The sequence below is a fragment of the Cryobacterium breve genome (assembly GCF_027594785.1).
GTDB classification, from domain to species: domain Bacteria; phylum Actinomycetota; class Actinomycetes; order Actinomycetales; family Microbacteriaceae; genus Cryobacterium; species Cryobacterium breve_A.
Genome location: NZ_CP075584.1, coordinates 1787431 through 1812897 on the forward strand (window position 1 = coordinate 1787431; position 25467 = coordinate 1812897).

General features: G+C 67.9%; 11 protein-coding genes and 5 pseudogenes. 2 read left to right on the top strand and 14 right to left on the bottom strand.

Features of this window, described 5'->3' with window-relative positions; genetic code table 11:
• Nucleotides 1–3: 3 nt before the first annotated feature.
• The 12 genes and pseudogenes from KIV56_RS08825 to KIV56_RS08885 form a co-directional block, all read right to left on the bottom strand.
• Nucleotides 4–1656 (bottom strand): sensor histidine kinase, encoded by a 1653-nt coding sequence (locus KIV56_RS08825; protein WP_281535929.1) that lies wholly within the window; start codon nt 1654–1656, stop codon nt 4–6.
• A gap of 16 nt (nt 1657–1672) precedes the next feature.
• Nucleotides 1673–4114, bottom strand: coding sequence for an EAL domain-containing protein (locus KIV56_RS08830; RefSeq protein WP_281535930.1), 2442 nt, complete (start codon nt 4112–4114; stop codon nt 1673–1675).
• 99 nt (nt 4115–4213) lie between these two features.
• A pseudogene (locus tag KIV56_RS08835) lies at nt 4214–5276 on the bottom strand (aspartate-semialdehyde dehydrogenase).
• 73 nt (nt 5277–5349) lie between these two features.
• Nucleotides 5350–6690, bottom strand: a complete 1341-nt coding sequence (locus KIV56_RS08840) for an aspartate kinase (protein ID WP_281536107.1) — start codon at nt 6688–6690, stop codon at nt 5350–5352.
• Between the two features lie 311 nt (nt 6691–7001).
• Entirely contained in the window at nt 7002–7601 is a 600-nt protein-coding gene (gene recR, locus KIV56_RS08845; protein WP_281535931.1) for a recombination mediator RecR, read from the bottom strand.
• A gap of 3 nt (nt 7602–7604) precedes the next feature.
• Nucleotides 7605–10068: pseudogene (locus tag KIV56_RS08850) on the bottom strand (DNA polymerase III subunit gamma and tau).
• A 64-nt stretch (nt 10069–10132) separates the two neighbouring features.
• Nucleotides 10133–12010, bottom strand: coding sequence for a glycoside hydrolase family 35 protein (locus tag KIV56_RS08860; RefSeq protein WP_281536108.1), 1878 nt, complete (start codon nt 12008–12010; stop codon nt 10133–10135).
• A 2-nt stretch (nt 12011–12012) separates the two neighbouring features.
• The gene (locus KIV56_RS08865; RefSeq protein WP_281535934.1) at nt 12013–14151 is read right to left on the bottom strand and encodes a beta-galactosidase; all 2139 of its coding nucleotides are present in this window, start codon (nt 14149–14151) and stop codon (nt 12013–12015) included.
• 5 nt (nt 14152–14156) lie between these two features.
• Nucleotides 14157–15694 (bottom strand): annotated as a pseudogene (locus KIV56_RS08870) (alpha-N-arabinofuranosidase).
• A gap of 113 nt (nt 15695–15807) precedes the next feature.
• Nucleotides 15808–17172 (bottom strand): ABC transporter substrate-binding protein, encoded by a 1365-nt coding sequence (locus KIV56_RS08875; protein ID WP_281535935.1) that lies wholly within the window; start codon nt 17170–17172, stop codon nt 15808–15810.
• A gap of 75 nt (nt 17173–17247) precedes the next feature.
• On the bottom strand, nt 17248–18132 hold the full coding sequence (locus KIV56_RS08880; protein ID WP_241975181.1) for a carbohydrate ABC transporter permease: 885 nt from the start codon (nt 18130–18132) through the stop codon (nt 17248–17250).
• A 61-nt stretch (nt 18133–18193) separates the two neighbouring features.
• A pseudogene (locus tag KIV56_RS08885) lies at nt 18194–19125 on the bottom strand (carbohydrate ABC transporter permease).
• Nucleotides 19126–19387: 262 nt separating this feature from the next.
• Between KIV56_RS08885 and KIV56_RS08890 the strand changes: the two are divergent.
• The gene (locus KIV56_RS08890) at nt 19388–20377 is read left to right on the top strand and encodes a LacI family DNA-binding transcriptional regulator (protein WP_281536109.1); all 990 of its coding nucleotides are present in this window, start codon (nt 19388–19390) and stop codon (nt 20375–20377) included.
• Nucleotides 20378–21084: 707 nt separating this feature from the next.
• Nucleotides 21085–21804, top strand: coding sequence for a hypothetical protein (locus tag KIV56_RS08895; protein WP_281535936.1), 720 nt, complete (start codon nt 21085–21087; stop codon nt 21802–21804).
• A gap of 240 nt (nt 21805–22044) precedes the next feature.
• On the opposite strand, the gene KIV56_RS08900 is transcribed toward KIV56_RS08895, so the two are convergent.
• Complete coding sequence (locus KIV56_RS08900; protein ID WP_281535937.1) at nt 22045–23241, bottom strand: acetate/propionate family kinase; 1197 nt, start codon at nt 23239–23241, stop codon at nt 22045–22047.
• Nucleotides 23238–25465: pseudogene (gene pta / locus KIV56_RS08905) on the bottom strand (phosphate acetyltransferase). Before pta ends, KIV56_RS08900 begins: the two are co-directional and overlap by 4 nt.
• Between the last annotated feature and the right edge of the window lie 2 nt (nt 25466–25467).

The window sequence follows — 25467 nt, forward strand, 5'->3', positions numbered from 1 at the left end:
AGTCTATCGGCTGGGGACCGACGTCAGGGGGAGCGTGAAGACCGCCACCGAACCCTTTCCCTTGGTGGATTCGAGGCGCAGGTCGCCGCCGTGCTTGCGCATGATGTCCCTGCTGATGCTCAGCCCGAGCCCGGTGCCGTGCACACTGGAATTCCGTACGGAGTCCGCGCGGTAGAACCGGTCGAAGAGTTTGGTTTGTTCCTCTGCCGTCATGCCCCTGCCGGTGTCCGAGATCCGCAGCAACGCGAGCCCGTCATCGACGGCCAGGGTGACACCGATCCGCCCGGCATCGACGTTGTACTTGATCGCGTTCGAGAGCACGTTGTCGACGACCTGCCGCAACCGGAACGCATCCGCTTCGACCGTGACAGCGGGAAGGGCGTCGACATCGAATCCGATGCTGCGCTTGGCGGCTGACGGGCCCGCGGACTCGAGGGCGTCCGTGACGATCCCGGCCAGGTCGCACGGGGCGACGTTGAGCAACGGCTCGTGCTTGGAATCACTCGCATCGGTCAGCAATCCGGAGACCATCTCGAGCAGTCGGTCGGAGTTCTTCGACGCGACCTCGAGCATGCCCCTGGTCGACGGGTCGAGCCGTTCGTCGTCGAGAGCGAGCTCGAGGTAGCCGAGGATGGAGGTGAGTGGGGTGCGCAACTCGTGCGACACCGAGGCGATGAGGTCGTCGCGAGCCTGGATCGCCCTGACTTCCGCGGTGACGTCTCGCGAGACCATCACACCGCCGTCGTAGTCGCCGTTGTCGTCGATGATCGGCCGCGCGGAGACCAGGAGAGCCGCCTGCTGCTGACCTGGTTCGCCGACCCAAACGGTGAGGCGGTCGATGGTCTCCCCGCGGAGCGCCCGGGAGTAGGGTCGGTCGCTCTCGGCGTACGCGGTCACCCTGTCCTCGTGGAAGACCGTGCTGACCACTGCCGGCCGGTTGTCGCTCGTGCCGTAGAGGGCGAGCAGCTCGCGCTGGGCACGGTTCAGGAAATTCGCTGTCGAGGTGCGATCGAAACCGACGACCCCGAAGTCCACTGCATTGAAGAGTTCGTCGAGGGTCTGCTCCTGTCGGCGGGAACGGCGCAGGGCCGACTCGAACAGGCCGGCCTGCTGGGTGAGGAGCACGCGCTGGGCCGCTGCGCGTTTTGTCGTCAGGTGGGTCGTCACCGCGACGAAGCCCAGCATGGCCGGGATCATCGCGAGCTGGGGCACGTCGGCCAATGAAATGGGCACGGAACGGAACAGGGTCCCGCCCCAGATCATGACGGCGGCCAGGATGACGCTGCCCGCTGCACCCCTCGCTCCGAAGTGCGTCGAGAGCCAGATCACGGGAAGCACCAGCAGGAAACTCGCGCCGATGGCGGCCTGGGCCTGCCAGATCAGGACGATCGCGATGATGTCGACGACGGGCAGCAGGATGATCCAGTACTTGGAGTGGTCGCTCCACGTGACGAGGGCGCTGACAGCCGTGACGATGAAGATCAGGAGCACGCCGAGGAAGAACATCGGGGCGCTCAGTCGCTGGATCGCGGTGAGCCCGGTGACGGCGACGAGGAAGAGGGTCGCGCCGGCGAGGAGGAGTTGGGAGAGGAAGACGGAACGATCGAGGCGCGACGGATTCGACCTCACCGCGCGGTTCGTCCCGGTCTCACTCATGGACTGAGACTATCGGTCAGGGTGCCGGGGCTGCAGCAGGTGCCTCTGCGGCAACGGGCGGTTCGATCGCGAGGTCGACCGCGGGGAGGACCGCGGGTACGACCGCGGGGACGACCGCAGGTACGACCGCGGCGGCTCCGTAGCGCTCGAGACGGGACAGGGTCTTCTCGAAGCTCTCCGGAACGCCGTAGTGGAATCCCTGGGCGCTGCGGATGCCGATGGCCGCGAGGTGCCTGACCATGGCCTCGTTCTCCACGCCCTCGACGATCATCGAGTACTCAAGGTTGTCGCCGAAGCCCTGCAGGGCGGTGAGCACCTCGCGCTGGCGGATGTCGTCGAGGTCGTCGACGAGGCTGCGGTCGATCTTGAGAATGTCCATGGGCATCCGCACGAGTGCGTCAACCGAGGAGTCCTGGGAGCCGTAGTCGTCGAGGGCGATCAGCAGCCCCAGGTCGCGCAGACGGTCGGCCTGCGAGCGGATGGCGGGGGTCACCCGTGCGACCGAACGCTCGTTGAGCTCGAGGCAGAGTGAGATTCCCGGGTACCGCCCGGCGAGGTCTTCCATGAAGGTGCCGACCCGGTCGGGCACGATCTGCCCGGCCTCGACGTTGATGGCCATGCACGTGACCCGGGGTTCGACGAGGCGGAAGTCGGCGGCCGCGGCCATGGCCTTCACGGCGACCTGCCGGGTGAGGGCGTCCATCCGGCCGAGTCCCTTGGCCTTCTCAACGATGGACGGCGGCGACAGCGGACCGAGAACGGGGTCGTTGTAGCGGACGAGTGCCTCGAACGCCCAGATCTGGCCGGTGACGAGGCTGACGATCGGCTGGAACGCGAGTTCGAGGAGGTCCTCGTCGATGGCGTGCGCGATGATGTCGTTGATCTGGGAGGAGCGGTGGCTCGAGATGTTGATGCTGCTCTCGTTGGCCGGTCCGCCGCGACGCCGCGACTTCTTGATCGCGAGCATGGCCCGGTCGGCGTCCTGCACGAGCTGGGAGACATCCGTCTCCCGGTGGGCCGAATAGGCGAGACCGATGCTGAGCGTCGGGGTGTAGCTGCTCGAGCCCAGAGTGAGCGGCTGCACGGAGGTCTCGAGGATGCGTTCGGCGATCTCCTTCGCCTCGCCGAGAGAGGCCAGGTGAGTGAGGATCACGACGAATTCGTCGCCGCCGACGCGAGCGACGACGTCGCTCGGTCGCACGACCATGCGCAGCCTGCGGCCGAGTTCCCTGAGCAGGTCGTCTCCGCTCTGGTGCCCGTGCCGGTCATTGAGACGCTTGAAATCATCGAGGTCCAGGAACAGGACGGCGAGGGCCTCCGAATAGTCACGGTGGTCGTTGATGTTCGCGAGCGCCGTCTGGAAGGCCCGGTAGTTCGGCAGGCCGGTGAGGGGGTCGGTGTTGGCGCGGGCGGTGAGGCCGCCGATGTTGTAGTGGGCGCTCATCGCTAGTTCGGCCGCGCGGGCGAGGGCGTTGAGTGCGCTCCTGTCGTCGGCGGTGAAGACGCCACCCATCGGCTCGCGGCCCGCGACGACGAACCGGGTGTCGGACTCGGACAGCAGGATGGGGGCGCTGATCTCCCCGACGCGCGCCGCGTGGTCGCGCACGGCGACGTACTCAACGCCGATGGTCGTCCGCACGGCCTCGTGAAGCAGTGCGAGGACCCGGGAGGTCGCCTCGGCATCGTCCTCAGGCCCGGACTGGACACGGCCGGCGGAGATGTCCTCGCGCCCGGCGGCGCCGAGCGCCGCAGCGCCTGTGATGAGTCCGGTGAGCCGGCTGCGCATCGTGACGACGCGGCCGATGAGCTTGATCCCGACGCCGACGAGGGTGAAGGCGAGCAGGGTTGCGATCACGAACACGATCGGGTCCCGGCTGACGGCCAGGCCTGCGTCGTGGAAGACCACGACGAGCGCGGACAGGAGTGCGCATCCGAGCACCATCAGCGCCAGCCGCGCCGGCGCGATCAGGGGGCCGGTGCGGTTCGCGATCGGCCGGACCAACACCATCCGCAGGTATTCGATGATCGCCACGAGCGCGACATACGCGGCACCGGCGCAACCGGCGGCGAGATAACTGGGGAGGCCGAAGGCGGTCGCGCCTGCGAGGACGGCGACGGCCGCGGCACTACCGGTTCCCGCGAGTCCGGCACTGTAGAGGGCGACGTCGACGCGTCGGGAGCGCACCAGGACGATGAGCAGCACTCCGAGGACGATGGCGCCGGCCGCGGCCAGCGGGCTGACGACGGTGTAGAGCACGGGCAGCACCAGGATGGGCAGGCTCACGACGGGGCTGCGATGCCGTTCAGGGCCCAGGCGCACCCAGCAGACATTGAGCGCTGCGGCGCAGAAGACACCGGTGGCGGCGACCCACCAGGCGGACGCCGGCTGACCGGTCAGCGACAGGATCGCGGCGACCACGACGACGCCGGCGATGGTCGCGAAGAGTGCGATGATCACGCGCCGCACGCCCTCTGAAACGCGATACCCGCCCATGGTGTTCCACAGTAGTGCACGCGGTCCGGCGGTCGCCTCCGCGACCGGAAAAGTCACCGTCGGTCAGGACGCGAGCAGGTCCGCGGCGACGAGTTCGGCGATCTGGACGGCGTTGAGCGCGGCGCCCTTGCGCAGGTTGTCGTTGGTGATGAACAGGGCCAGTCCACGCCCATCCGGCACTCCGGGGTCCTGGCGAACCCGACCGACGAAGCTCGGGTCCTTGCCTGCGGCCTCGAGCGGAGTGGGGACGTCCGTGAGCACGACGCCCGGAGCATCCTTGAGCAGGCTCGAGCGCACGGGCGACCGAGAGCGGGTTCGCGAATTCGGCGTTGATGGACAGGGAGTGGCCCGTGAAGACCGGCACCCGCACGCAGGTACCCGAGACAAGCAGGTCGGGCAGTTCGAGGATCTTGCGACTCTCGTTGCGCAGCTTCTTTTCCTCGTCCGTCTCGAAGAGTCCGTCGTCGACGATCGAACCGGCGAGCGGAACGACGTCGAAGGCGATCGGGCGCACGTACAGCACGGGTTCGGGCATCGGGACGGCGGACCCGTCGTGGACGAGCTGGAGGAGGTTGTCGCTGTGCGCGGCGGCGCGGATCTGGCTCGCCAGTTCCTGGGCACCGGCGAGGCCGCTGCCGGACACGGCCTGGTAGGTGCTCACGATGAGGCGCTGCAGCCCGGCTTCGTCGTGCAGGACCTTGAGCACGGGCATCGCGGCCATCGTGGTGCAGTTCGGGTTCGCGATGATGCCCTTGACCGCGTGGTGAATGGCTTCGGGGTTGACCTCGCTGACGACGAGGGGAACGTCGGGATCCATGCGCCAGCCGGAAGAGTTGTCGATCACGGTGACGCCCGCAGCGGCGAACCGAGGGGCCTGGATCTTGGACAGGGTCGCGCCTGCGGAGAAGATCGCGATGTCGAGCCCGGTCGGGTCGGCCGTCGCGGCGTCTTCGACGACGATCCGATCGTCCTTCCAGGGCAGGGTGGTTCCGGCCGAACGTGCAGAGGCGAAGTAGCGGATGCCCGCGACCGGGAAGTCCCGCTGCTCGAGCAGGTGCCGAACGACGGCGCCCACCTGGCCGGTTGCGCCGACGACTCCGATGTGGATTCCTGCTGTGCTGCTCACGATTTCTTCCCTAGTATCTGTCTGTCGTGCTGTCTAGCGTGCTGGTTGTCGGTCTGATTGCAGGTGGGGCGGCTCAGCGGCCGGTGCCGCCGTGCACGACGGCTTCGGCGTCGTCGTCGAGGTCGAACGCGGTGTGCACGACCCGAAGCGCCTCGTTGATGGTGTCTGCGCGGGTGACGACGGAGATGCGGATCTCGCTCGTCGAGATCATCTCGATATTGATCCCGGCCTCGTAGAGGGCGGCGAACAGCTTCGCGGAGACACCGGTATTGGTGCGCATGCCGGCGCCGACGAGGGCAAGCTTGCCGATCTGGTCGTCGTACTGCAGGCTCGCGAACCCGACATTGCCCCGCTCGTTGGTCAGCGCGGTGAGGACCCGCTGTCCTTCCGACTTCGGCAACGTGAAGGAGATGTCGGTCAGCCCGGTGGCGGCGGCCGACACGTTCTGCACGATCATGTCGACGTTGGCGTTGGTGTTCGCGACGATCTTGAAGATCTGCGCGGCCTTGCCGGGGATGTCGGGAACGCCGACGACGGTCACCTTGGCCTCGCTGAGGTCGGCGGCGATCCCGGCGATGATGGGCTCTTCCACTTTTTCTCCGATCAGGGATTCGGTCGTGCTGGTAACGGGGGGCGTTCCGACGGTTCCGTCCGGGAGCGCGGTCGCCGGGTCGGTCGTGTCGGGGTTGTACACGATCGTGCCGAGATTGTTGTTGAACGAGGAGCGCACGTGCAGCGTCACCCCGTGCCTGCGGGCGTATTCAACGGCCCGGATGTAGAGGACCTTTGCGCCGGCGGCGGCGAGCTCGAGCATTTCCTCGCTCGAGATGCGGTCGAGCTTGTGCGCCCGGGGTACGACGCGCGGGTCGGCGGTGAACACGCCGTCGACATCCGTGTAGATCTCGCAGATGTCGGCGTTCAGTGCCGCGGCGAGGGCGACGGCTGTGGTGTCCGAACCGCCGCGGCCGAGGGTCGTGATGTCCATCGTGTCGCGGTTGAAGCCCTGGAAGCCTGCGACGATCGCGACGGCGCCCTCGTCGAGGGCCGAGCGGATGCGACCGGGCGTGACGTCGACGATGCGTGCGGCGCCGTGGTGCGCGTCGGTGATCATGCCGGCCTGGCTGCCGGTGAAGGAGCGGGCGTCGTAGCCCATGCTCTTGATCGCCATGGCGAGAAGGGCCATCGAGATGCGTTCACCCGCGGTGAGGAGCATGTCGAGCTCGCGTGGTGCCGGGATCGGGGTGACCTGGTGGGCGAGGTCGAGGAGTTCGTCCGTGGAGTCGCCCATCGCGGAGACGGCGACGACGACCTCATTACCGGCCTTGCGGGTGTCGACGATGCGCTTGGCGACGCGCTTGATGCTTTCGGCGTCTGCGACGGATGATCCGCCGAACTTCTGCACGATCAAGCTCACGTGGCGCTCCTGGGGGTTCGGGTCTGCGGGCATGGCGGGCATAGCCCCGTCTCCCATCATAAATGCTGATGTATTCGACACCGGCAATGTGACGCCGCGCGCTGGACGTGCCGACCGGAGGCATCCGCCTCCCCCAGCTGTGCCCGGCGCGCCATTTTCGCCGCTTCGCGCCAGGCACGCGTGGCGCGAAGCGGCGCACGTGGCGCGCCACCCGGGTCACGTGGCGCGCAGCGGCGGAGCCTGGCGCGTGACGCGCCGCACTGACCGTGCGGTCGATGCGGCCGGCTCGTGACGGTCCGGCGGTCGCGCGGTCAGCTCACGACGGTGCGGCGGCCCTCGAAGGCACGGCCGAGGGTGACCTCGTCGGCGTACTCGAGGTCACCGCCGACGGGCAGGCCGGAGGCGAGCCGGGTGACCGTGATCTCGAGGGTCGTCAGCAGGCGCGAGAGGTAGGCCGCCGTCGCCTCGCCCTCGAGGTTGGGGTCCGTCGCGATGATGACTTCCTGGACGGTGTTGTCGGAGAGGCGCTGCAGCAGCTGTCGAATGCGAAGCTGGTCGGGCCCGATGCCGTCGATGGGACTGATCGCCCCGCCGAGCACGTGGTAGAGACCCTTGAACTCGCGGGTGCGCTCGATCGCGACGACGTCCTTGGCCTCCTCGACCACGCAGATCATTGCGGGGTTGCGGCGCGGGTCGCGGCAGATCATGCACGTGGGCTGCTCGGAGACGTTGCCGCAGATCTCGCAGAAGCGCACCTTGTCGCGCACCTCGAGGAGGACGTTGGCGAGGTGGGTGACGTCGAAGCTCTCGGTCTGCAGAATGTGGAACGCGATGCGCTGCGCCGACTTGGGTCCGATTCCGGGCAGGCGGCCGAGTTCGTCGATGAGTTCCTGGACGATTCCTTCGTACATGGGTCAGTCGCCTCTGGTTCGGGGTGCCGGTTCGTAGGGCTGTTCTTCGAGGAAGGTCGCGCCAAGGACCTCGCGTACGACGGACTCCCCGTAGCGCTGCTTCTCCTCGAAGGCCGGGCTGCGCCTGCCGTTCGGGGCGATGGTGTTCGGCCCGGTGTGCGTGACGTTGTGGTCGACGGGTGCCTGTTGGGCCTGGGGTGCGGGAGGCACCTGGCGCGGGGCCGACCGGTTCTGACCCTGTCGGGCCGAGCCCGCGTTGCGGTCCGGTGGGGTGTCCTCGTCCGGCGGCACGTCGCTGTCGTCGTACGGCGGCGGTTCGTCGTCGTAGGGCGGTTCGCTCTGGCGGGCAGCGGATGCCGTCGGACCGGGTACCGACGGAGCCGAGGCTACCGGGGCTGCTGCGGTCGGCGCTGGGGTGGCAGGGGCAGTGGTCGGGGCCGGTGCTGTCGCGGGCGCCGTTTCTTCTGCGGACGCGTCGCCCGCGCCCGGAATCGCGACTGTCGCCCAGGCCGTGACTGAGCCGGTCGGCTCTGCGGGAATCGACCGCGGTGCCGATGCCGGCTGAGCGGATGTTCGGGCCGGGTCGTTGGATCCGGCGGCGGCCGAAAGGCCGGTAGGTGATGCTGACCCGTCCGGGCGACCGAACGGTTTGTCGGCTGCGCCCTCGACTGCCGCAGCGGCCGCCGGTGCAGCCTGCGACCCGACGGCGGCAGGGCTCGACGGCTGTGGTTCAGGCACGGGCAACGCACTGGGCACAGCTGAAGGACCGGCGATGGGGGTTGACGCCCCGGGCTCGTTGACCTTGGCCATGAGGCGCGGCGTGAAGCCGAGGACCGAATTGACCGCCCGCTTGAGGTAGTCGCCGACCCCCCTCCCCGGCGCGGCGGTCTGCTTGAGGCCTGCGACGTCCTTCTGGCTCGGGAACGACAGCACGAGGAGGTCCCCGTCACGGAATTCGAGCACGTTCGCCGTGTAGAGCACGAGCCACGCGCTCGTCTTGGCGGACTGGACGGCCTCGAGGACCTCTGGCCAGGCGTCCTTGACCTGCTGGAAGGTGACCGGCCCGATCGGACGTGCCACGGCAGCGGCAGCCGGCGCGACGCCTGCCTGACCTGCTGGAGCGCTCGCGGGAGCAGTGGAGGCCGCGGGGGTCGTGGGGGCTTCGGGCGCTGTCGTACCGCGATCGGCGGCAGTCGCGGGGCGTGAAGCGGGGGCGTGCGAAGCATCCGTCGACGAAACGGCGGGCGTCGCGGAGCCTGGGGGCCACGGATGCGGCCGAGCTCGTATCGACACCGCTTGTACCCACACCGATGCGGCGCTCGAGCCGTTCGACGCGTGCGAGCGCCCCCGGGTCGAGTCGTCGCTCGCGGGAATCAGCACGCGGGCGATCATGAGTTCGAGGTGCAGCCGGGGAGACGTCGCGCCGGTCATCTCGGTGAGGGCGGTGTTGAGGATATCGGCGGTGCGGGAGAGCTCGGCGGGGCCGAACTTGGCGGCCTGAACGGCCATCCGTTCGATTTCGTCTTGCGGGACCCCGCGGAGCACGGCGGACGCGCCCGCTGCGGACGTCGCCGCGACGACGATGAGATCGCGCATGCGCTCAAGGAGGTCTTCGACGAAGCGGCGCGGGTCCTGGCCGGTCTGGATGACGCGGTCGACCGCGTCGAAGGCCGCTGCGGGCTCCCGGGCGGCGATCGCGTCGATCGACTCGTCGAGCAGGGATGCGCTCGTGTAGCCGAGAAGGGCGACCGCACGGTCGTATTCCACAGAGTGATCGTCGGAACCTGCCATGAGCTGGTCGAGGAGAGACAGGGTGTCGCGGGGCGAACCGCCGCCGGCGCGGACGACGAGCGGCAGCACGCCGGGCGCAACAGCGACCTTCTCGCTCTCGCAGAGCGTCTGGACGTATTCGAGCATCGGGCCCGGGGGAACGAGCCGGAACGGATAGTGGTGGGTGCGCGAGCGGATCGTGCCGATGACCTTCTCCGGCTCGGTCGTCGCAAAGATGAACTTCACGTGTTCCGGTGGCTCTTCGACGATCTTGAGGAGGGCGTTGAAGCCCTGCGGCGTGACCATGTGCGCCTCGTCGAGGATGAAGATCTTGTAGCGGTCGCGGGCGGGCGCGAAGATGGCGCGCTCACGGATATCGCGGGCGTCGTCGACGCCGTTGTGGCTCGCGGCGTCGATCTCGACGACGTCGAGGGAGCCGCCGCCGTCGCGAGAGAGTTCGACGCAGGCTCGGGCAGACACCGCAGGGGGTGTCGGTCGGGCCCTCCGCGCAGTTGAGGCACCGGGCGAGGATGCGCGCACTCGTGGTCTTGCCGCAGCCGCGAGGGCCGCTGAACAGGTACGCGTGGTTCACCCGATTCGTGCGCAGGGCCGTCATCAGGGGTTCGGTCACCTGGGACTGGCCGATCATCTCGGCAAAGGTCTCTGGCCGGTAGCGGCGATACAGGGCGGTAACCACGGGTCAATCGTAGCCGGGACCGCTGACAGTCCCTCCCGGGGATCGGGGTGCCGTGCGGGGACGGCTAGAAATCGGTGTGGCCGAGGTCGGCCCGGGGCACGAAGCGGGCCCGGGTACTTCCGGTTCCGTGCAGGAACAGCACGACGAGCTCATTGCTCGCCGACAGCACCGGACCTGGCACGTACAGGGTGGTCTGCGGTCCGCGATCCCAGAACCGCCCGAGGTTGAACCCGTTGATCCAGGCCTGGCCCTTGCCCCAGCCGGCCGTGCTCAGGAAGAGGTCGCGTCCCGTCTCGGCGTGGAACAAGCCGCGCGCGAATGCGGGTCCGCTGAGCGAACCGACCGGGGCCGGCAGAACCACCGTGCGGGTGGCGGGCTCGGCAGCCCGAAGCGAGTCGTAGGCGAAGGTCAGGTCGACGTCGAGGTCGGGATCGAGATCGCGCTCGCCGACCCTGTCGTGGCAACGCGGATGCGGGGCGAAGAGCCGGCTTCCGGCCGCGGCGAATCCGTCTAGGTCCAGGGCCAGCACCTGCCAGGGCCCGAGCTGAATTCCGTCGACCGTCGCCGGTCCGATCAGGCCCTTGTCTTCCCCGATTCTCGGGCCGTAGTTGACCCGGCCCTGGTCCTCCACGAGGAGGTCGAGCAGGACGCCCCTCGGCAGGCTGATCGACCGCTCGTGGTGGTCGCGCTGCAGCACGCCGACGGGGTTGCCGTCCACGAACACCTGGGCGCGATCGCGGACCGCCCCGAAGGAGAGCAGGTGCGCGCCCGGTGCCAGCCTGCTGCGGTACAACGCGAACCCGGTGTACTGGCCGAGGGCATCCATGCTCGGCAGCTCGGGAAGGGCGTCGCTGTCCGTATCCGCCAGCTCGCCCAGGGCGTCCCAGAGTGTCACCGACTCATCGAGCTCGACCTCGAACGTGGGCGCGGCCGGCACGGCTTCGGGCAGTTCGGCGGGCACAGACGCGTACCGCGCGAGCACCTCGCGGAACGCGAGGTACTTCTTCGTCACCTCGCCGCTCTCGGAGAGCGGCGCGTCGTAGTCGTAGGAGGTGGCCGTGGGCTGGAACACGCCCTTGTCGTTCGCCCCGTTCGTGAAGCCGAAATTGGTGCCGCCGGTGAACATGTACAGCGACACGGACGCGCCGGTGGCGAGCAGGTCGTCGAGCTCGCGGGCAGAGTCCTCGGCCGAGGTGGTGTGGTGGTGGGCGCCCCAGTGATCGAACCAGCCGTTCCAGAATTCCGCGCACATCAAGGGCCCGGTCGGCTGGTGGCGGCGCAGGGTCGCGAGTCGTTCGGTGGCACGGGAGCCGAACGAGCCGGTCTTGTGCAGGCCAGGCAGACTGCCGTCTGCGAGCATCTCGTCGGTAGGCTGGTCGATCGTGGTGAGCGGCACGGTGATGCCGCCGGCTCGGTTGAGGTCGACGAGTGCGCTCAGGTAGTCCTTATCGTTGCCGTATGCGCCGTATTCGTTCTCGATCTGCACGAGGATGACGGGGCCGCCCCTGTTGATCTGCCGGGAGGCCACGATCGGCAGCAGCTGCTCGAAGTACTCGGCGACCGCCGCGAGGTAGCGCGGCTCGTTGCGGCGCACGCCGACGGCCGGGTCGCGGAACAGCCAGCCGGGCAGGCCGCCGTTGTCCCATTCGGCGCAGATGAACGGGCCGGGTCGCACGATGGCGTACATTCCCTCTGCGGCGATGAGGTCGAGGAACCGGGCCAGGTCGAGCCCGGCATCGGTCCGGAACTGGCCGCGAACCGGCGAGTGGGCGTTCCAGGCCACATAGGTCTCGATGGTGTTGAGCCCCATCAGCCGGGCCTTGTGGATGCGATCGGCCCAGTGGTCTGGATGCACCCGGAAATAGTGGATGGCGCCGGCGAGCACCCGGAACGGGGCACCGTTCAGGAGGAAGTCCGTGTCGCCGATCGCGAAGTCGCCCACGCTCACTGCTCCGCCCTCGGCCGGCTCAGCACCGCGACCCCGGTCGCCGGGAGCGTGAGCGAGTCGGCGGCCAGGGTGCTGCCTCCGAGATCGACGGCCGTGAGGCATCCGTCGACGGCGGTGAGCGCCACGGTCACCGCCCGCGCGGAATGGTTGATGTAGAAGAGGTACTCGAGGGTGTCCGTTTCGCGCACGGCGAGCTGAACCACGCCGTGCACATCGGCGGGCAGCGGTGAGGCGATTCCGGCATCCGCGGCGAAGCGACCGACGAGGGCGACGAGGGCGACGAGGGCGTCCCTATCGAGTACCGTCGCGACGAAGCTGGCCCGGCCGGCACCGACCGCACGGCCCGTGATGGCCGGCACGCCGGGGAACGGACCGTCGTCGAAGCGCGCGAGCACGTCGACGTCGTTTCGCACGGAGACGTCGTGGGTGAGCAGTGTCCCGGTCGATCCCGCGGGCAGGTCGCCGGACAGCCCGACGGCCTGGCCGGCGAGCAGGCCGCCGAACTCCTCGGCGCGCACGCCGAGCAGATCCCGGAAGGCGCCGGGGTAGCCGCCCGGATGGATGTGGTCGTCGGCGTCGGCGATGCCGGAGAAGACGCCGACCGCGAGGTGGCCGCCACCGGTCACATACCCGGTCAGGGCTTCCGCGAGGTCGGCTGTGACCACGTAGAGCATCGGGGCGATCACCAGGTCGTAGCCGTCGAGGCCGGATCCGTGCAGCACCGACCGGGCGGGCACGATGTCGGCCTGGAGCCCGTTGGCGAGCGCTGCCGTGTACCAGGTCATGGCCTCGGCCTTGTAGCGCAACAGCTCGGTGGGGTGCGAGTCGAGCTCGGAGGCCCACCACGAGTCCCAGTCGAAGAGGATGCCGATGCGGGCCTGACGGGTGCGGCTTCCCGCGACCGCGGCGAGGCCGGCGAGGTCGCCGCCGAAGCGGGCGACCCTGCGGAAGACCGAACTGTCCTCCCCCGCGTGCGGGAGCATGGCCGAGTGGAACTTCTCGGCGCCGGCCAGCGACTGGCGCCACTGGAAGAAGCAGACCGCGTCCGCGCCATGCGCGACGTGCGTGAGGCTGTCGCGGCGCAGCTGGCCGGGCGACTTCGCCTGGTTGACCGGCTGCCAGTTCACGGCGCTCGTGGAATGCTCCATCAGGAACCAGGGCGCACGATGCGCGATCTGGCCGGTTAGGTTGGCCGAGAACGACAGTTCCTCGAAGGCATCCGGGTCTGCGACGAGCAGGTAGTGATCGTTGGAGACGATGTCGACCTCGTCGGCCCAGTCCGCGTAGTCCATGCCGCGGGTCTCCCCCATCACCATGAAGTTGGTGGTGATCGGCACCTCGGGCGTCGCCTGCCGCAGGATCTCGCGCTCGGCGACCAGGTAGTCCTTGAGTGCGTCGCTCGAGAACCGGGCGAAGTCGAGTTGCTGGGTGGGGTTCGGGTGGGTGGCGGCGAGGCGCGGCGGCAGGATCTGGCTCCAGCTCGAGTAGTTCTGGGACCAGAACGCGGTGCCCCAGGCCCGGTTGAGTTCGACGAGCGAGCCGTAACGGCCTGCGAGCCAGCGGCGGAAGGCCGCAGCGGCGTCGTCGGAGTAGTCGTAGACGTTGTGGCAGCCGAGTTCATTGCTGATGTGCCACATGGCGAGGGCGGGATGGTCGGCGTAGCGCATGGCCATCTTCTCGACGAGGGCCAGTGCGTAGCGGCGGAAGACCGGGGAGGTCGGACGCCACTGTTGGCGGCCGCCGGGCCAGATGGTCTCGCCGAGCCGGTTCACGGGCAGCACCTCGGGGTGCGCCTCGGTCAGCCAGGGTGGCGGGCTCGCGGTGGCCGTGGCGAGGTCGACGGCGATGCCGTTGTCGTGCAGCAGGTCGATGGCACGGTCGAGCCAGTCGAAATCCCAGCTGTCGATCGTGGGCTGCAGCAGCGCCCAGGAGAAGATGCCGAGGCTGACGATGTTCACGCCGGCCTCGCGCATCAGCCGCATGTCCTCGGCCCAGACCTCTTCCGGCCACTGCTCGGGGTTGTAATCGGCGCCGTAGGCGAGGCGGCCGGTTGCGGAGGGCAGGCTCTCGGTGCCGTCGGCGAGGGTGTGCGCTTCGGGCCAGCGCACCCACCGGGCGGCTGTGATCGTGGTCACGGGGCTCATGCGTCGCTCCCGGCGGCCAGACGCACGATCGACCAGGACAGGGCCGGAAGTATGACGGTGACCGCATCGCCGTCCTCGGACAGCGTCACCTCGTCCAGCTTCGCCGGCGCAACGGCCTCCGGGTGGTCGGCGTTGTTCGTGCTGAACCGGTCGCCTCCGTCCGGGGCGTGCACGCTCTGCGCGGACAGCACGGCGCGGGCACGGGCACCGGCGAGGTCGACAGCCAGGGTCAGCGGGGCCGTCTCGGACCGGTTGACCAGATACAGCACGATCTCCTCGTCGGTGGCTGTCGCAGCGGCATCCGCCAGGTTGACCGTGCCGTGGGCGACGGTGTTGTAGGTGTCGGAGTGGATCGTGGTGGCGAGCACGTCGCCGCGGGCGGCGCCTGCGGTCAGCGCGAAGGGGAAGAAGGTGGTCTGTCGCCAGGCCGGTCCGCCGGGTTCGGACCGGATGGGGGCGATCACGTTCACGAGTTGGGCGAGATTGGCCATTGAGACCCGGTCGCTGTTGCGCAGCAGGGAAATCAGCAGGGAGCCGACCACGACGGCGTCGCTGACGTTGTACTCGTCTTCGATCAGGCGGGGGTGGGCGTTCCAGTCGCCGGTGAGCAGACTCTCCTTGTCGACCTCGTTGAAGCGGGTCTGGTACCAGACGTTCCACTCGTCGACGCTGACGCCGATGAAGCGGTCGACGCCTCGCTCGGCCGCTACCTCGTCGATGATCGCGGCGACATCCCCGATGAAGCGGTCCAGGCCGACGCCGGAGGCCAGGAAGCTGCCGAGGTCGCCGGGCTTCTCCTCGTAGTAGGCGTGCAGGGAGATGTGGTCGACGAGGTCGATGGTGTGCCCGAGCACCGTGCGTTCCCAGCTGCCGAAGGTGGGCATCTCGGCGTTGGAGCTGCCGGCGACGACGAGTTCGATGGTGGGGTCGACCCACTTCATCACCCGGGCGGTCTCGGCGGCGAGGCGCCCGTATTCCTCGGCGGTCTTGTGACCGATCTGCCAGGGGCCGTCCATCTCGTTGCCGAGGCACCAGACGCGGATGCCGAACGGTTCGCTGCGACCGTTGGTCCGACGCTCGTCGGAGAGAGTGGTGCCTCCCGGGTGGTTGGCGTATTCGAGCAGGGCCGCGGCTTCCGCAACCCCCGGGTCCCCAGATTCACGGCCTGCATCATCTCGACGCCGGCGGTCTCTGCCCAGGCGGCGAATTCGTGCAGGCCGACCTCGTTGGTCTCGATGCTGTGCCAGGCCACGTCGAGGCGCACGGGGCGCGCGTCGCGGGGGCCGACGCTGTCTTCCCAGCGGAAGCCGGAGACGAAGTTGCCGCCGGGATAGCGGATGAGGCTCGGGTTCAGTTCCCGCACCAGGGCGAGCACATCCTCGCGGAATCCCTCCGCATTCGCGGTGGGATGACCGGGCTCGTAGAATCCCGTGTACACGGCGCGGCCCATGTGCTCGACGAAGGAGCCGAAGATCCGGGGCGAGACGGGCGCCACAACGTCGTCGCGGGTGATGCTGAGCCGGGCGTACAACACGGGAGAAGATCCTCTTTGTTCGGTGCGACGGGTGTTCGGTGTGAGTTTTCGAAGGCGACGGAAAAGGGTGGGCCCGGACCAGGCCCACCCTTTTCCGACGGTGGCGCAGGCTGTTACTTGCTGGTGACGGTGAAGCCCTGCTGGTTGCCGTAGTCGGCGGAGGCCTTCTGCCACGCGGTCAGGCCGGCGTTGATGTCGGACTTGGCGGCATACGCCTGGCCGACCGTGTCCTTGAAGATGCTGTTCGAGTAGACCTGGAACGGCAGGTAGCTCCAGCCGGGAACGACATCCTTCGCGGACTGCACGAGGACCTCATTGATCTTCTGGCCACCGAAGTAGTCGCTTGTGGCGTTCAGGAACTTGTCGGAGTTCAGGTCGGCGACGGTGGACGGGAATCCGCCGGCGTCGATCGAGATCTGGGTGCCCGCGCCCTCGTTCATGTACTGGAGGAAACCGGCCGCGACGAGCTTGTTCTTGCTCTGCTCGAGGATGGCGTCTCCACCGCCGCCGTTCTCGGCGCTTGCCGTGTCTCCGGCCTTGTACGTCGGCAGCGGTGCGACCCGCCAGTCACCAGCGGCGTCTTTGACACCGGACTCGAGGTTGCCGGGCATCCAGGCACCGATGTTGAGGGTGGCGATGGTGCCGTCGCCGAGGCCCTTGTACCATTCGTCGCTCCAGCTGGGCGTTGCGGCGAGGAGGTCGTTGCTGAGCAGGGTGTTCCAGGTGTCTGCGAACTTCTTCGAGCCCTCGTCCTGGAGGTTGATGCTGACCTTGGTGGAGTCCGTCGTGGTGTACGGCTTGCCGCCGGCCTGCCAGATCATGCTCGTGGTGAAGCCGGCGTCGCCGGTGTCATTGGTGATGTAGGCGTTCGGGTTGGCCTCGTGCAGCTTCTTGGCCGTTGCGACGTACTCGTCCCAGGTGGTGGGAACGGTGAGGCCGTACTTGTCGAAGACGGCCTTGTTGTAGAACATGGCCATGGGGCCCGAGTCCTGAGGGAGGGCGTAGATGCCGTCGCCGAGCTTGACCGATCCCCAGGTGCTGTCGGTGTATTCGGACGCGAAGGAGTCGAAGCCGTAGGCGCTGAGGTCAGCGAGCGACTTGGACAGTGCGAACTGCGGAAGAGCGTAGTACTCGATCTGGGCGATGTCCGGCGCGCCGGACCCGGCCTTGATCGCGTTCTGCAGCTTGATGTACTGGTCATTGCCGGTTCCCGCGTTGACGACCTTGACGGTGACGTTCGGGTGCTCCTTCTCGAACGCGGTGGCGATGTCCGCGACCGCCGGGGCCCAGGCCCAGACGGTGATGGTCGACTTCTCGTTCAGGGCCGCGGTGATGTCCGCTGCGCTCGCGGTCGACGCTGCGGTCGATCCGGTTCCGGATCCGGAACATGCGGCGAGGGACATGCTGAGCGCGAGTCCGGTGGCGACGACGACCGCGGTGCGACGCAGTGCCTTCCTGGTGCTGTGTGGTGCTTTCATGAAATGCCTTTCACTTCCTTGTAAATGGATGAACTTCGGTGCGGGACAGGTTGTGCGGTCGAGAGGGTTGGAGGGTCACGCCTTGACGCTGCCGGCGGCGAGGCCGGACTGCCAGTAGCGCTGCAGGAACAGGAACGCGACCACGATCGGGATGATCGTGAGCATCGAGCCGGTGATCACGAGGTTGTAGATCACGTCGCCGCCGACGGTCTGCGCCTGGTTGCTCCACTGCTTGAGTCCTACGGTGAGCGGGTACCAGGTCGGTTCGCTCAGCATGATCAGGGGCAGGAAGTAGTTGTTCCAGGTGGCCACGAGGGTGAACAGCAGCACGGTCACGAGGCCGGGGGCGAGGAGCTTGAGCGAGATGGTGAAGAAGGTGCGGAATTCGCCCGCTCCGTCCATGCGTGCGGCTTCGAGCACCTCGGTCGGCACGGCGTCGAGGGCGTAGGTCCAGATCAGGTACAGGCCGAACGGGCTGATCAACGAGGGCAGGATGACCGCCCACGGCGTATTCGTGAGGCCCATCTGGCTGAACATGAGGAAGGTCGGGACCGCGAGGGCCGTGCCGGGGATCGCCACGGCACCGAGCACGACCGCGAAGACGGCTTTCTTGCCGGGGAAGTTGAATTTGGCCAGTCCGTAGCCACCGAGGGCCGCGAGGAAGGTGGCCCCTCCTGCCCCGACGACGACGTACATCAGGGTGTTCCCGAACCAGCGGACGAAGACTCCGTCGTTGTAGGTGACGGTCGCGACGATGTTGTCCCAGAGCGCGTTCGGGCCACTGAACCAGAGGCCGAACGAGTTGAGCAGCTCGGCCTGGGTCTTGGTCGAGTTCACGAAGAGCCAGAACAGGGGCAGAAGGCTGTAGAGGACCAGCGCGCCCATGATGATCGTGAGCAGGATCGACTTCTTGGTGTGCAGGCCCTGGTTGGACTTGTTCGTGCGGGTGTAGCGGGACATCCGTGGGGCCTTGGCGTGGCTTTCGGGCACGGTCACTCTGGCCTGGTCGGTGGTGGACATCTCAGACCTCCTTCCGCGAACCGGAGTTCTGCACGATGTAGGCGATGACGGCCGTGAAGAGACCGACGATGATCGCGATGGTGGCCGAATAGTTGTACTGCTGGCCCGCGAAGGAAAGGTTGTAGGCGTACATGTTCGGGGAGAAATAGGTCGAGATCGTGTTGGGCGCCAGGGACTGCAGGATGCTCGGCTCGTTGAAGAGCTGGAAGCTGCCGATGACCGAGAAGATGCCGCCGATCACGATCGCGGGACGCAGCGCCGGCATCTTGATGCTGCGGATGATGCGGAATGCACTGGCCCCGTCGAGGGAGGCCGCCTCGTAGAGGTCGGTGGGGATCACCCGGAGAGCCGCGTAGAACAGGATCATGTTGTAGCCGATGAATTCCCAGGTGACGATGTTGCCGATGCTCGCGAGCACCCAGCTGCTCCCGAGCGGGTCAGGAATGGCGAGGTGGAAGAAGTCGTTGAGGTTGCCGACCAGGCCGAACTTGGTGCCGTACATGAAGCCCCACATGAGGGTCGCGACCACGCGCGGGAACGGCGTACGGCAGGAAGATCGCGATGCGGAAGAAGCTGGAGAGGTGCAGGCGGGCACTGTCGATGGCCAGGGCCGCGAAGAGCGCGATCTCCGAGCATGACCGGAACCTGGACGACGAAGAACAGGGTCACCCGCCCCATCGACTCCCAGAACTTGGGATCCGTGAGCGCCTGGCCGTAGTTCGCGAAGCCGACGAAGGAGTTCCCTCCGACGAGCTGTTCCTTGAAGAAGCTCAGGTAGATCGAATACAGCACCGGGGCGATCAGGACAAGGGCGAAGACGACCATGAACGGGGCAATGAACTTCCAGCCGGTCCAGTCGCGCTTCTGCACGTGTGGCTTCCGGGGGCCCGAAAGCGCCTGGCCACTGGGGGTGAGCGTTGACAGCGTCGTCATTCCTGTTTCTCTGACTCGGTAGTGTGGTGCGGCGGGGGAAGGATTCGAGGTTCCTGGTCATGTTTGCGTAAACATGACGTGTAAGCACGCTAGCATGTTTACGTAAACATACGGAAGTATTTTCCGGGACCCGGGAGGGCACGTGGCAAAGATCAGCCCCGCCGACGGCGCTGGCCGTTCCGCGCCCGCGACTCCCCCGACACCATTGGCTCCCTCGACACCCGTGACCCCGTCGACCCGCGGAGTGCAGCGCCTGCCGTCGATGGCGGATGTCGCAGCCCTGGCCGGCGTCTCCTCCCAGACCGTGTCCCGGGTGGTGAACGCCCGCAGCAATGTCGACTCCGATACGCGGGACCGCGTGCTCGCGGCCATGGACGAGATCGGCTACCGGCCCAACAGCGCCGCCCGAGCCCTCAAGTCCGGCCGGTTCAGCACGATCGGCGTGATCATGTTCACCCTGTCGAGCTTCGGAAACATGCGTACCCTCGACGCCGTCGCGATGGCGGCGGCGAAGGCTGGGTACTCGATCACTCTCATCCCGGTGACGAGGCCCACTCAGGGGGCGGTCACCGGCGCCGTGACCCGGCTGGCCGAGCAGGCCGTTGACGGCATCGTGATCATCATGGAAGCCCACATGCTCGACCGGATCGACGTGAGCGTGCCGACCGGGCTTCCCGTCGTGATCGTCGACTCCGACGCCGGCGCCCGGTACACCGTCGTGGACACCGACCAGACCGAGGGTGCCCGCCTGGCCACGCAGCACTTGCTCGACCTCGGGCACCGCACGGTCTGGCACATCGCCGGCCCGGAGTCTTCCTTCTCGGCCGGTCGCCGTACCGCATCCTGGCGTAACACCCTGAAGGCGGCCGGCGCCCCGGTACCGCCCGTGCTCGAGGGCGACTGGAGCGCGCAGAGCGGCTATGTCCACGGCGTCACCCTGGCCGCCGACCCGCTCGTGACGGCCATCTTCGCCTCCAACGACCAGATGGCCCTCGGGGTCATGCGCGCCATGCACGAAGCCGGCCGGGCCTTGCCCGCCGACGTGAGCGTCGTCGGCTTCGACGACATGCGCGAGTCGGACGATTTCTGGCCCCCGCTGACGACGGTGCACCAGGACTTCGCCCAGGTGGGCCGGCTCTGCATCGAGAAGCTCCTGCGGCAGATCGACTCCCCCGGTGCATCCGTTCCGGGCACCACGATCGTGCCGACCCACCTCGTGGTGCGCGGGAGCACGGCGCGTAGAACCTCCTGAGGCGCCGTTCGCACGCACCTCATGTCGTGAGGAGATGACTCCGGCAGTGGCACGGAGCACGATGACGCCCCGAGGATTCGCAACGTCGGAGATCTTCGCGACACGCCGTGAATCCGGGCAGCGGATGCGGCGAGTCGCGAGCTTCTCCGACGTTACGTCAGAGCGACCACGTGCACGCCCTGCGGAACTCCCTCGCGCCGGGCATCCGCTGACACGCGCCTCGATTGCGCAATGTCGGAGATTCTCGCGACACGCCGTGAATCCGGGCAGCGGATGCGGCGAGTCGCGAAAATCTCCGAGGTTGCGTCTGTGAGGCCGTGGGGCCGGCCCGCACCAGCGCCGCACGGCTCCCCCACAGGCTCGGGGTCTGCGCAGTTCTCCCCAAGCACGCCCGTCGCCCGCCTGCGGTCGCCGGCGCGCGGCATCCTCGCCCCGTGGACGAGAATCGGAACCGGTACGCCCCTGCGCCCCCGCCCCCGGGCGCGAGCGACGACACGCGCCCCACAACTGCCCCGGCTCCGGCGACCACCACCCCTGCGACGTTTCTCTGCGGCTTCGGGCACGCGAGTACGGCCGCCGAACTGAGCCGGTTCGGGGTGACGGTGGCGCGGGTCCGTGCCGCCATCGCCGACGGCACGATCGAACGCGTCGCCCGCGGATCGTATGTATGCCCACACGCCGGCCGTGACCAACGCGACGCCGCAGCAGTGCACGCACAAGTTACCTGCCTGAGCGCCCTGGAGCCGGCGCGAGTATGGACCGGCCTGCCGTACGACGCCCTGCACCTGCAAGTGCCGCCGAACGGGCGCGGGAAGCGCCCGTCGCGAACGAGCGAGGGGCGGGTCATCGTGTACCACTGGGCCGCGCCGCGCTACCCGGACCGGGCGAGATCCTGGCTTGTCGGGCCGATGGAGGCGGTGTGGCAGGCGATGCGCTGCCTCGACGAGGAGCATGCGATCGCATGCCTCGAGTCCGCGGTGCACGAAGGGGTGCTGACGCGGGCAGAGGTGGGCGTGCTGTGTCGTGCGGCTCCGGCGCGGCTGCAGCCGGGCATCCGCGATCTCGAGTTCACGGCGGACTCAGGGCTCGAGACGATCGTGCGCCGGCGTCTCCGGCACACCTGGTACACAGTCGTCGCGCAGGTGCGGGTGCGCGATATCGGCGACGAAGACCTGCTCGTCGAGGGCTGCGTCGCGCTCGAGATCGACGGTGCTCGCTGGCACGGACCCGATCGGTTCCACCCGGACCGCATTCGCGACCTCAAGACCGAGGCCCTCGGGCGGCGTTCGATTCGGCTCACGCACGACCAGATCCTGTTCGAGTGGGAGACGACGTTCCTGGCGATCAAGCGCGTGGTCGACGACGCCGTCTTCGTGCGGGCACACCACGTCGGGCCCGTGCTCTTTGCGAAGCATGACCCGTTGTAGAACAGAGTCTCGCTGCCGAATGCCGCGATGCCGCAATGCCGCAATGCCGCAACGTAAGGTCGGAGATTTTCGCGACACGCCGCGCGACCGGGCAGCGGATGCCGTGTGTCGCGAAAATCTCCGACATTACGTTCGCCGACCCGGACCCCGTCCACACCCAGAGGGCGGCCTCGGCGTCGCTTTAACGGCGGAACGGCCGCCCCCGAGGGGACGGCCGTCACGCGTCGTGCGGGTTGCTGGTTACGCGGCCTTGATCGTCTCGAGGGTCTGGCGAGCGATCTCGAGCTCCTCGTTCGTCGGGATGACGAGCACGGTGACCCTCGAGTCATCGGTCGAGATGACGCGGGCGACCCGGGAGAACGGGTCGTTCTTCGCCGGGTCGATCTCGATGCCGAGGAATTCGAGTCCGGCGAGGGCGCCGGCCCGGACGATTCCCGAGTTCTCGCCGATGCCGGCGGTGAAGACGATTACGTCGAGTCCGCCGAGCTGGGCGATGTAGTTGCCCACGTAGCCGCGGATGCGGTGGTAGTAGACGTCGAGGGCGGCCTGGGCGACCGCGTCCCCGGCTACGGCGGCGTCTTCGACGTCGCGCATGTCGCCGTTTCCGGTCAGTCCGAGCATGCCACTCTGCTTGTTCAGCAGGGTGTCGAGCTCTTCGATCGACATGCCGGCCTTGCGGTGCAGGTGGAACAGCACCGCGGGGTCGATGTCGCCGGAGCGGGTACCCATGACGAGGCCCTGCAGCGGGGTGAGGCCCATCGAGGTGTCGATCGAGACGCCGCCGTCGACCGCGCACGCAGACGCACCGTTGCCGAGGTGCAGCACGATCGTCTTCAGCTCGGCGAGCGGGCGGCCCAGGAACTCCGCTGCGGCCTCGGACACGAACTTGTGCGAGCTGCCGTGTGCTCCATAACGACGGATGCTGTACTCGGCCGCCAGCGCGGTGTTGATCGCGTAGGTGTACGCCGGTGCCGGCATCGTCTGGTGGAACGAGGTGTCGAACACGGCGACGTGAGGCACGTCCGGGAACTGGGCGCGGGCCGCGTTGATTCCCTGGACGTGTGCCGGGTTGTGCAGGGGCGCGAGGTCGGAGAGCGCGCTGATCTGGGCGAGCACCTCGTCGTCGATCACGGTCGGGCCCTGGAAGATGCTGCCACCCTGCACGACCCGGTGGCCGACGGCCACGAGGTTCGCCGTGCTGAGCTGCGGGCCGCTCGCGGCGAACGCGGCGAGCATCACGGCGAAACCGGCGGTGTGGTCCGGGATCGGCAGCGTCTGCTCGACGCGGTCGGCGCCTGCGGCGTTGTGACGGGCGTGCCCGCTCGCCTCGCCGATGCGCTCGACGAGTCCGCTCGCGAGCTCGGTCTCCGTCGCCATATCGATCAGCTGGTACTTGAACGATGAGGAACCGGAGTTGATGACCAGGACGGCGCTCATGCGGACACCGTCGCAGTCGCGGCGGCAGCAGCGGCGGCGGAGTCGAGCGACGCCGCCTGGATTGCGGTGATGGCGACGGTGTTGACGATGTCCTGCACTAGTGCTCCTCGGGAAAGGTCGTTGATCGGTTTGCGCAGGCCCTGCAGGACGGGGCCGAGCGCGAGGGCGCCAGCGCTGCGCTGGACGGCCTTATACGTGTTGTTACCGGTGTTGAGGTCCGGGAAGATGAAGACGGTGGCCTTGCCGGCCACGGCCGAAGCCGGCATCTTCACAGCGGCGACAGCAGCATCCGCTGCCGCGTCGTACTGGATCGGGCCTTCGATGAGCAGGTCGGGGCGACGCTCACGCACGAGTGCGGTCGCGGCGCGGACCTTGTCGACGTCCGCTCCCTTGCCCGACTCGCCGGTCGAGTAGGAGAGCATCGCGATGCGCGGCTCGATACCGAACTCGACGGCCGTCTCCGAAGCGGAAATGGCGATGTCGGCGAGCTGCTCGGCGGTCGGGTCGGGGTTCACGGCGCAGTCGCCGTACACGAGGACCTTGTCCGCGAGGGCCATCAGGAACACGCTCGACACGACGGACGTGTTCGGGCGGGTCTTGATGATCTCGAAGCTCGGGCGGATCGTGTGCGCCGTGGTGTGCGTCGCACCGGAGACCATGCCGTCGGCCAGTCCCATCTGCACCATCATCGTGCCGAAGTAGGACACGTCGGTGACGACGTCCCTGGCCTGGTCGATGGTGACGCCCTTGTGGGCGCGCAGACGGGCGTACTCCGTGGCGAACTTGGTGCGGAGGCTCCTCGTCAGAAGGGGCTGATCACCTGGGCCTTGCCGATGTCGATGCCGAGCCCGATCGCGCGGGAGCGAACATCGACCTCTTCGCCGAGAATGATGATGTCGGCGACATCGCGGGCCAGCAGGGTCGCGGCGGCGCGCAGCACGCGGTCGTCCTCCCCCTCGGGCATCACGATGCGCTTGCGGTTCTTCCGGGCACGTTCGAGCAGCGTGTACTCGAACATGAGCGGCGTCACGACGTCGGCGCGGCTGACCTTGAGGCGGTCGAGCAGAACGGATGCCTCGACGTGGCCTTCGAAGAGGGCGAGCGCGGTGTCGAGCTTGCGCTGCGAATCCGCGGCCATCCGGCCGGGGGTGTGCGTGATGCGCACCGCGGCCTCGTAAGACGCGAGTTCAGTGCGGATGATCGGCACAGACGAAGCGAGTCCCTCGACGAGCTGTTCGATCTCCGTCGGGAGGTCGAAACCGCCGACGAGGATGATGCCCGCAATAGAGGGGAACGTCGCTGAGGAGTTCGCCATCAGCACGGCGAGGAGCACATCGGGGCGGTCGCTCGGGATGAGCACCACCGCGCCGTCGAAGAGGCGCGGCAGCACGTTGACCATCGACATCGCCGCGACGACGACTCCGAGGGCTTCACGGGACAGGAGCGCCGGGTCCCCCTTGACGAGGGTTCCCTTCACGGCCTTGAGAATGCTCTTCATGCTCGGTGCGACGATGTACGGGTCCTCGGGAATCGCCCAGACCGGCACGTTCGTGAGCTCGCTTCCGGGGGCGTCGACGACGTCGCGGACGGCGCCGATCACGTCGTCGAGGCGCGTCGGATCGGCGCGGTTGACGATGACGCCGAGCAGGGAGACGTGCTCATTGCGCAGTTCGGCAATGGTGACATCCGTCAGCTGGCGGATGTCGTCCGGGGTGCGCGGGTCGCTCTGGCCGAGCCGGTCGTCCTGGTTGAGCGTCTCGCCCTGGCCGGAGCCGACGCGACCGCCGAGAACCAGCAGCACCGGGACGCCGAGGTTGGCGGCGATGCGGAGGTTGAAGGCGAGCTCGGTCGGGCTGCCGACGTCGGTGTAATCGCTTCCGATGACGACGACCGCGTCACACTGGGCCTCGACGGCCTTGTAACGCTGCACGATGCGGCCGAGGGCCGCATCGGGGTCGAGGTGGACCTCGTCATAATGTACGCCCACGCATTCGTCATACGTGAGCGGGGTGCTCGTTGCGGCGGTCGCACTCGCGGCTTTGCCCGCAGAGAGGTGCTCGAGCAGGAGCTCGAGCACATAGTCGGGATGGTTGGACGTTCGGGCGACGGGACGGAAGACGCCGACCCGTTCGACCGAACGAAGCAGGGTGTCCAAAACGCCCAGCGCGATCGTAGATTTGCCTGTATAACCCTCGGCGGAGGTGATGTAGATGCTGTCAGCCACGA

What these genes read in the sequence shown, in the direction of transcription:
- KIV56_RS08825 (WP_281535929.1), bottom strand. Translation starts at nt 1,656, where the DNA reads ATGAGTGAGACCGGGACGAACCGCGCGGTGAGGTCGAATCCGTCGCGC.
- recR (WP_281535931.1), bottom strand. Translation starts at nt 7,601, where the DNA reads ATGTACGAAGGAATCGTCCAGGAACTCATCGACGAACTCGGCCGCCTG.
- KIV56_RS08875 (WP_281535935.1), bottom strand. Translation starts at nt 17,172, where the DNA reads ATGAAAGCACCACACAGCACCAGGAAGGCACTGCGTCGCACCGCGGTC.
- KIV56_RS08880 (WP_241975181.1), bottom strand. Translation starts at nt 18,132, where the DNA reads ATGTCCCGCTACACCCGCACGAACAAGTCCAACCAGGGCCTGCACACC.
- KIV56_RS08890 (WP_281536109.1), top strand. Translation starts at nt 19,388, where the DNA reads ATGGCGGATGTCGCAGCCCTGGCCGGCGTCTCCTCCCAGACCGTGTCC.
- KIV56_RS08900 (WP_281535937.1), bottom strand. Translation starts at nt 23,241, where the DNA reads ATGAGCGCCGTCCTGGTCATCAACTCCGGTTCCTCATCGTTCAAGTAC.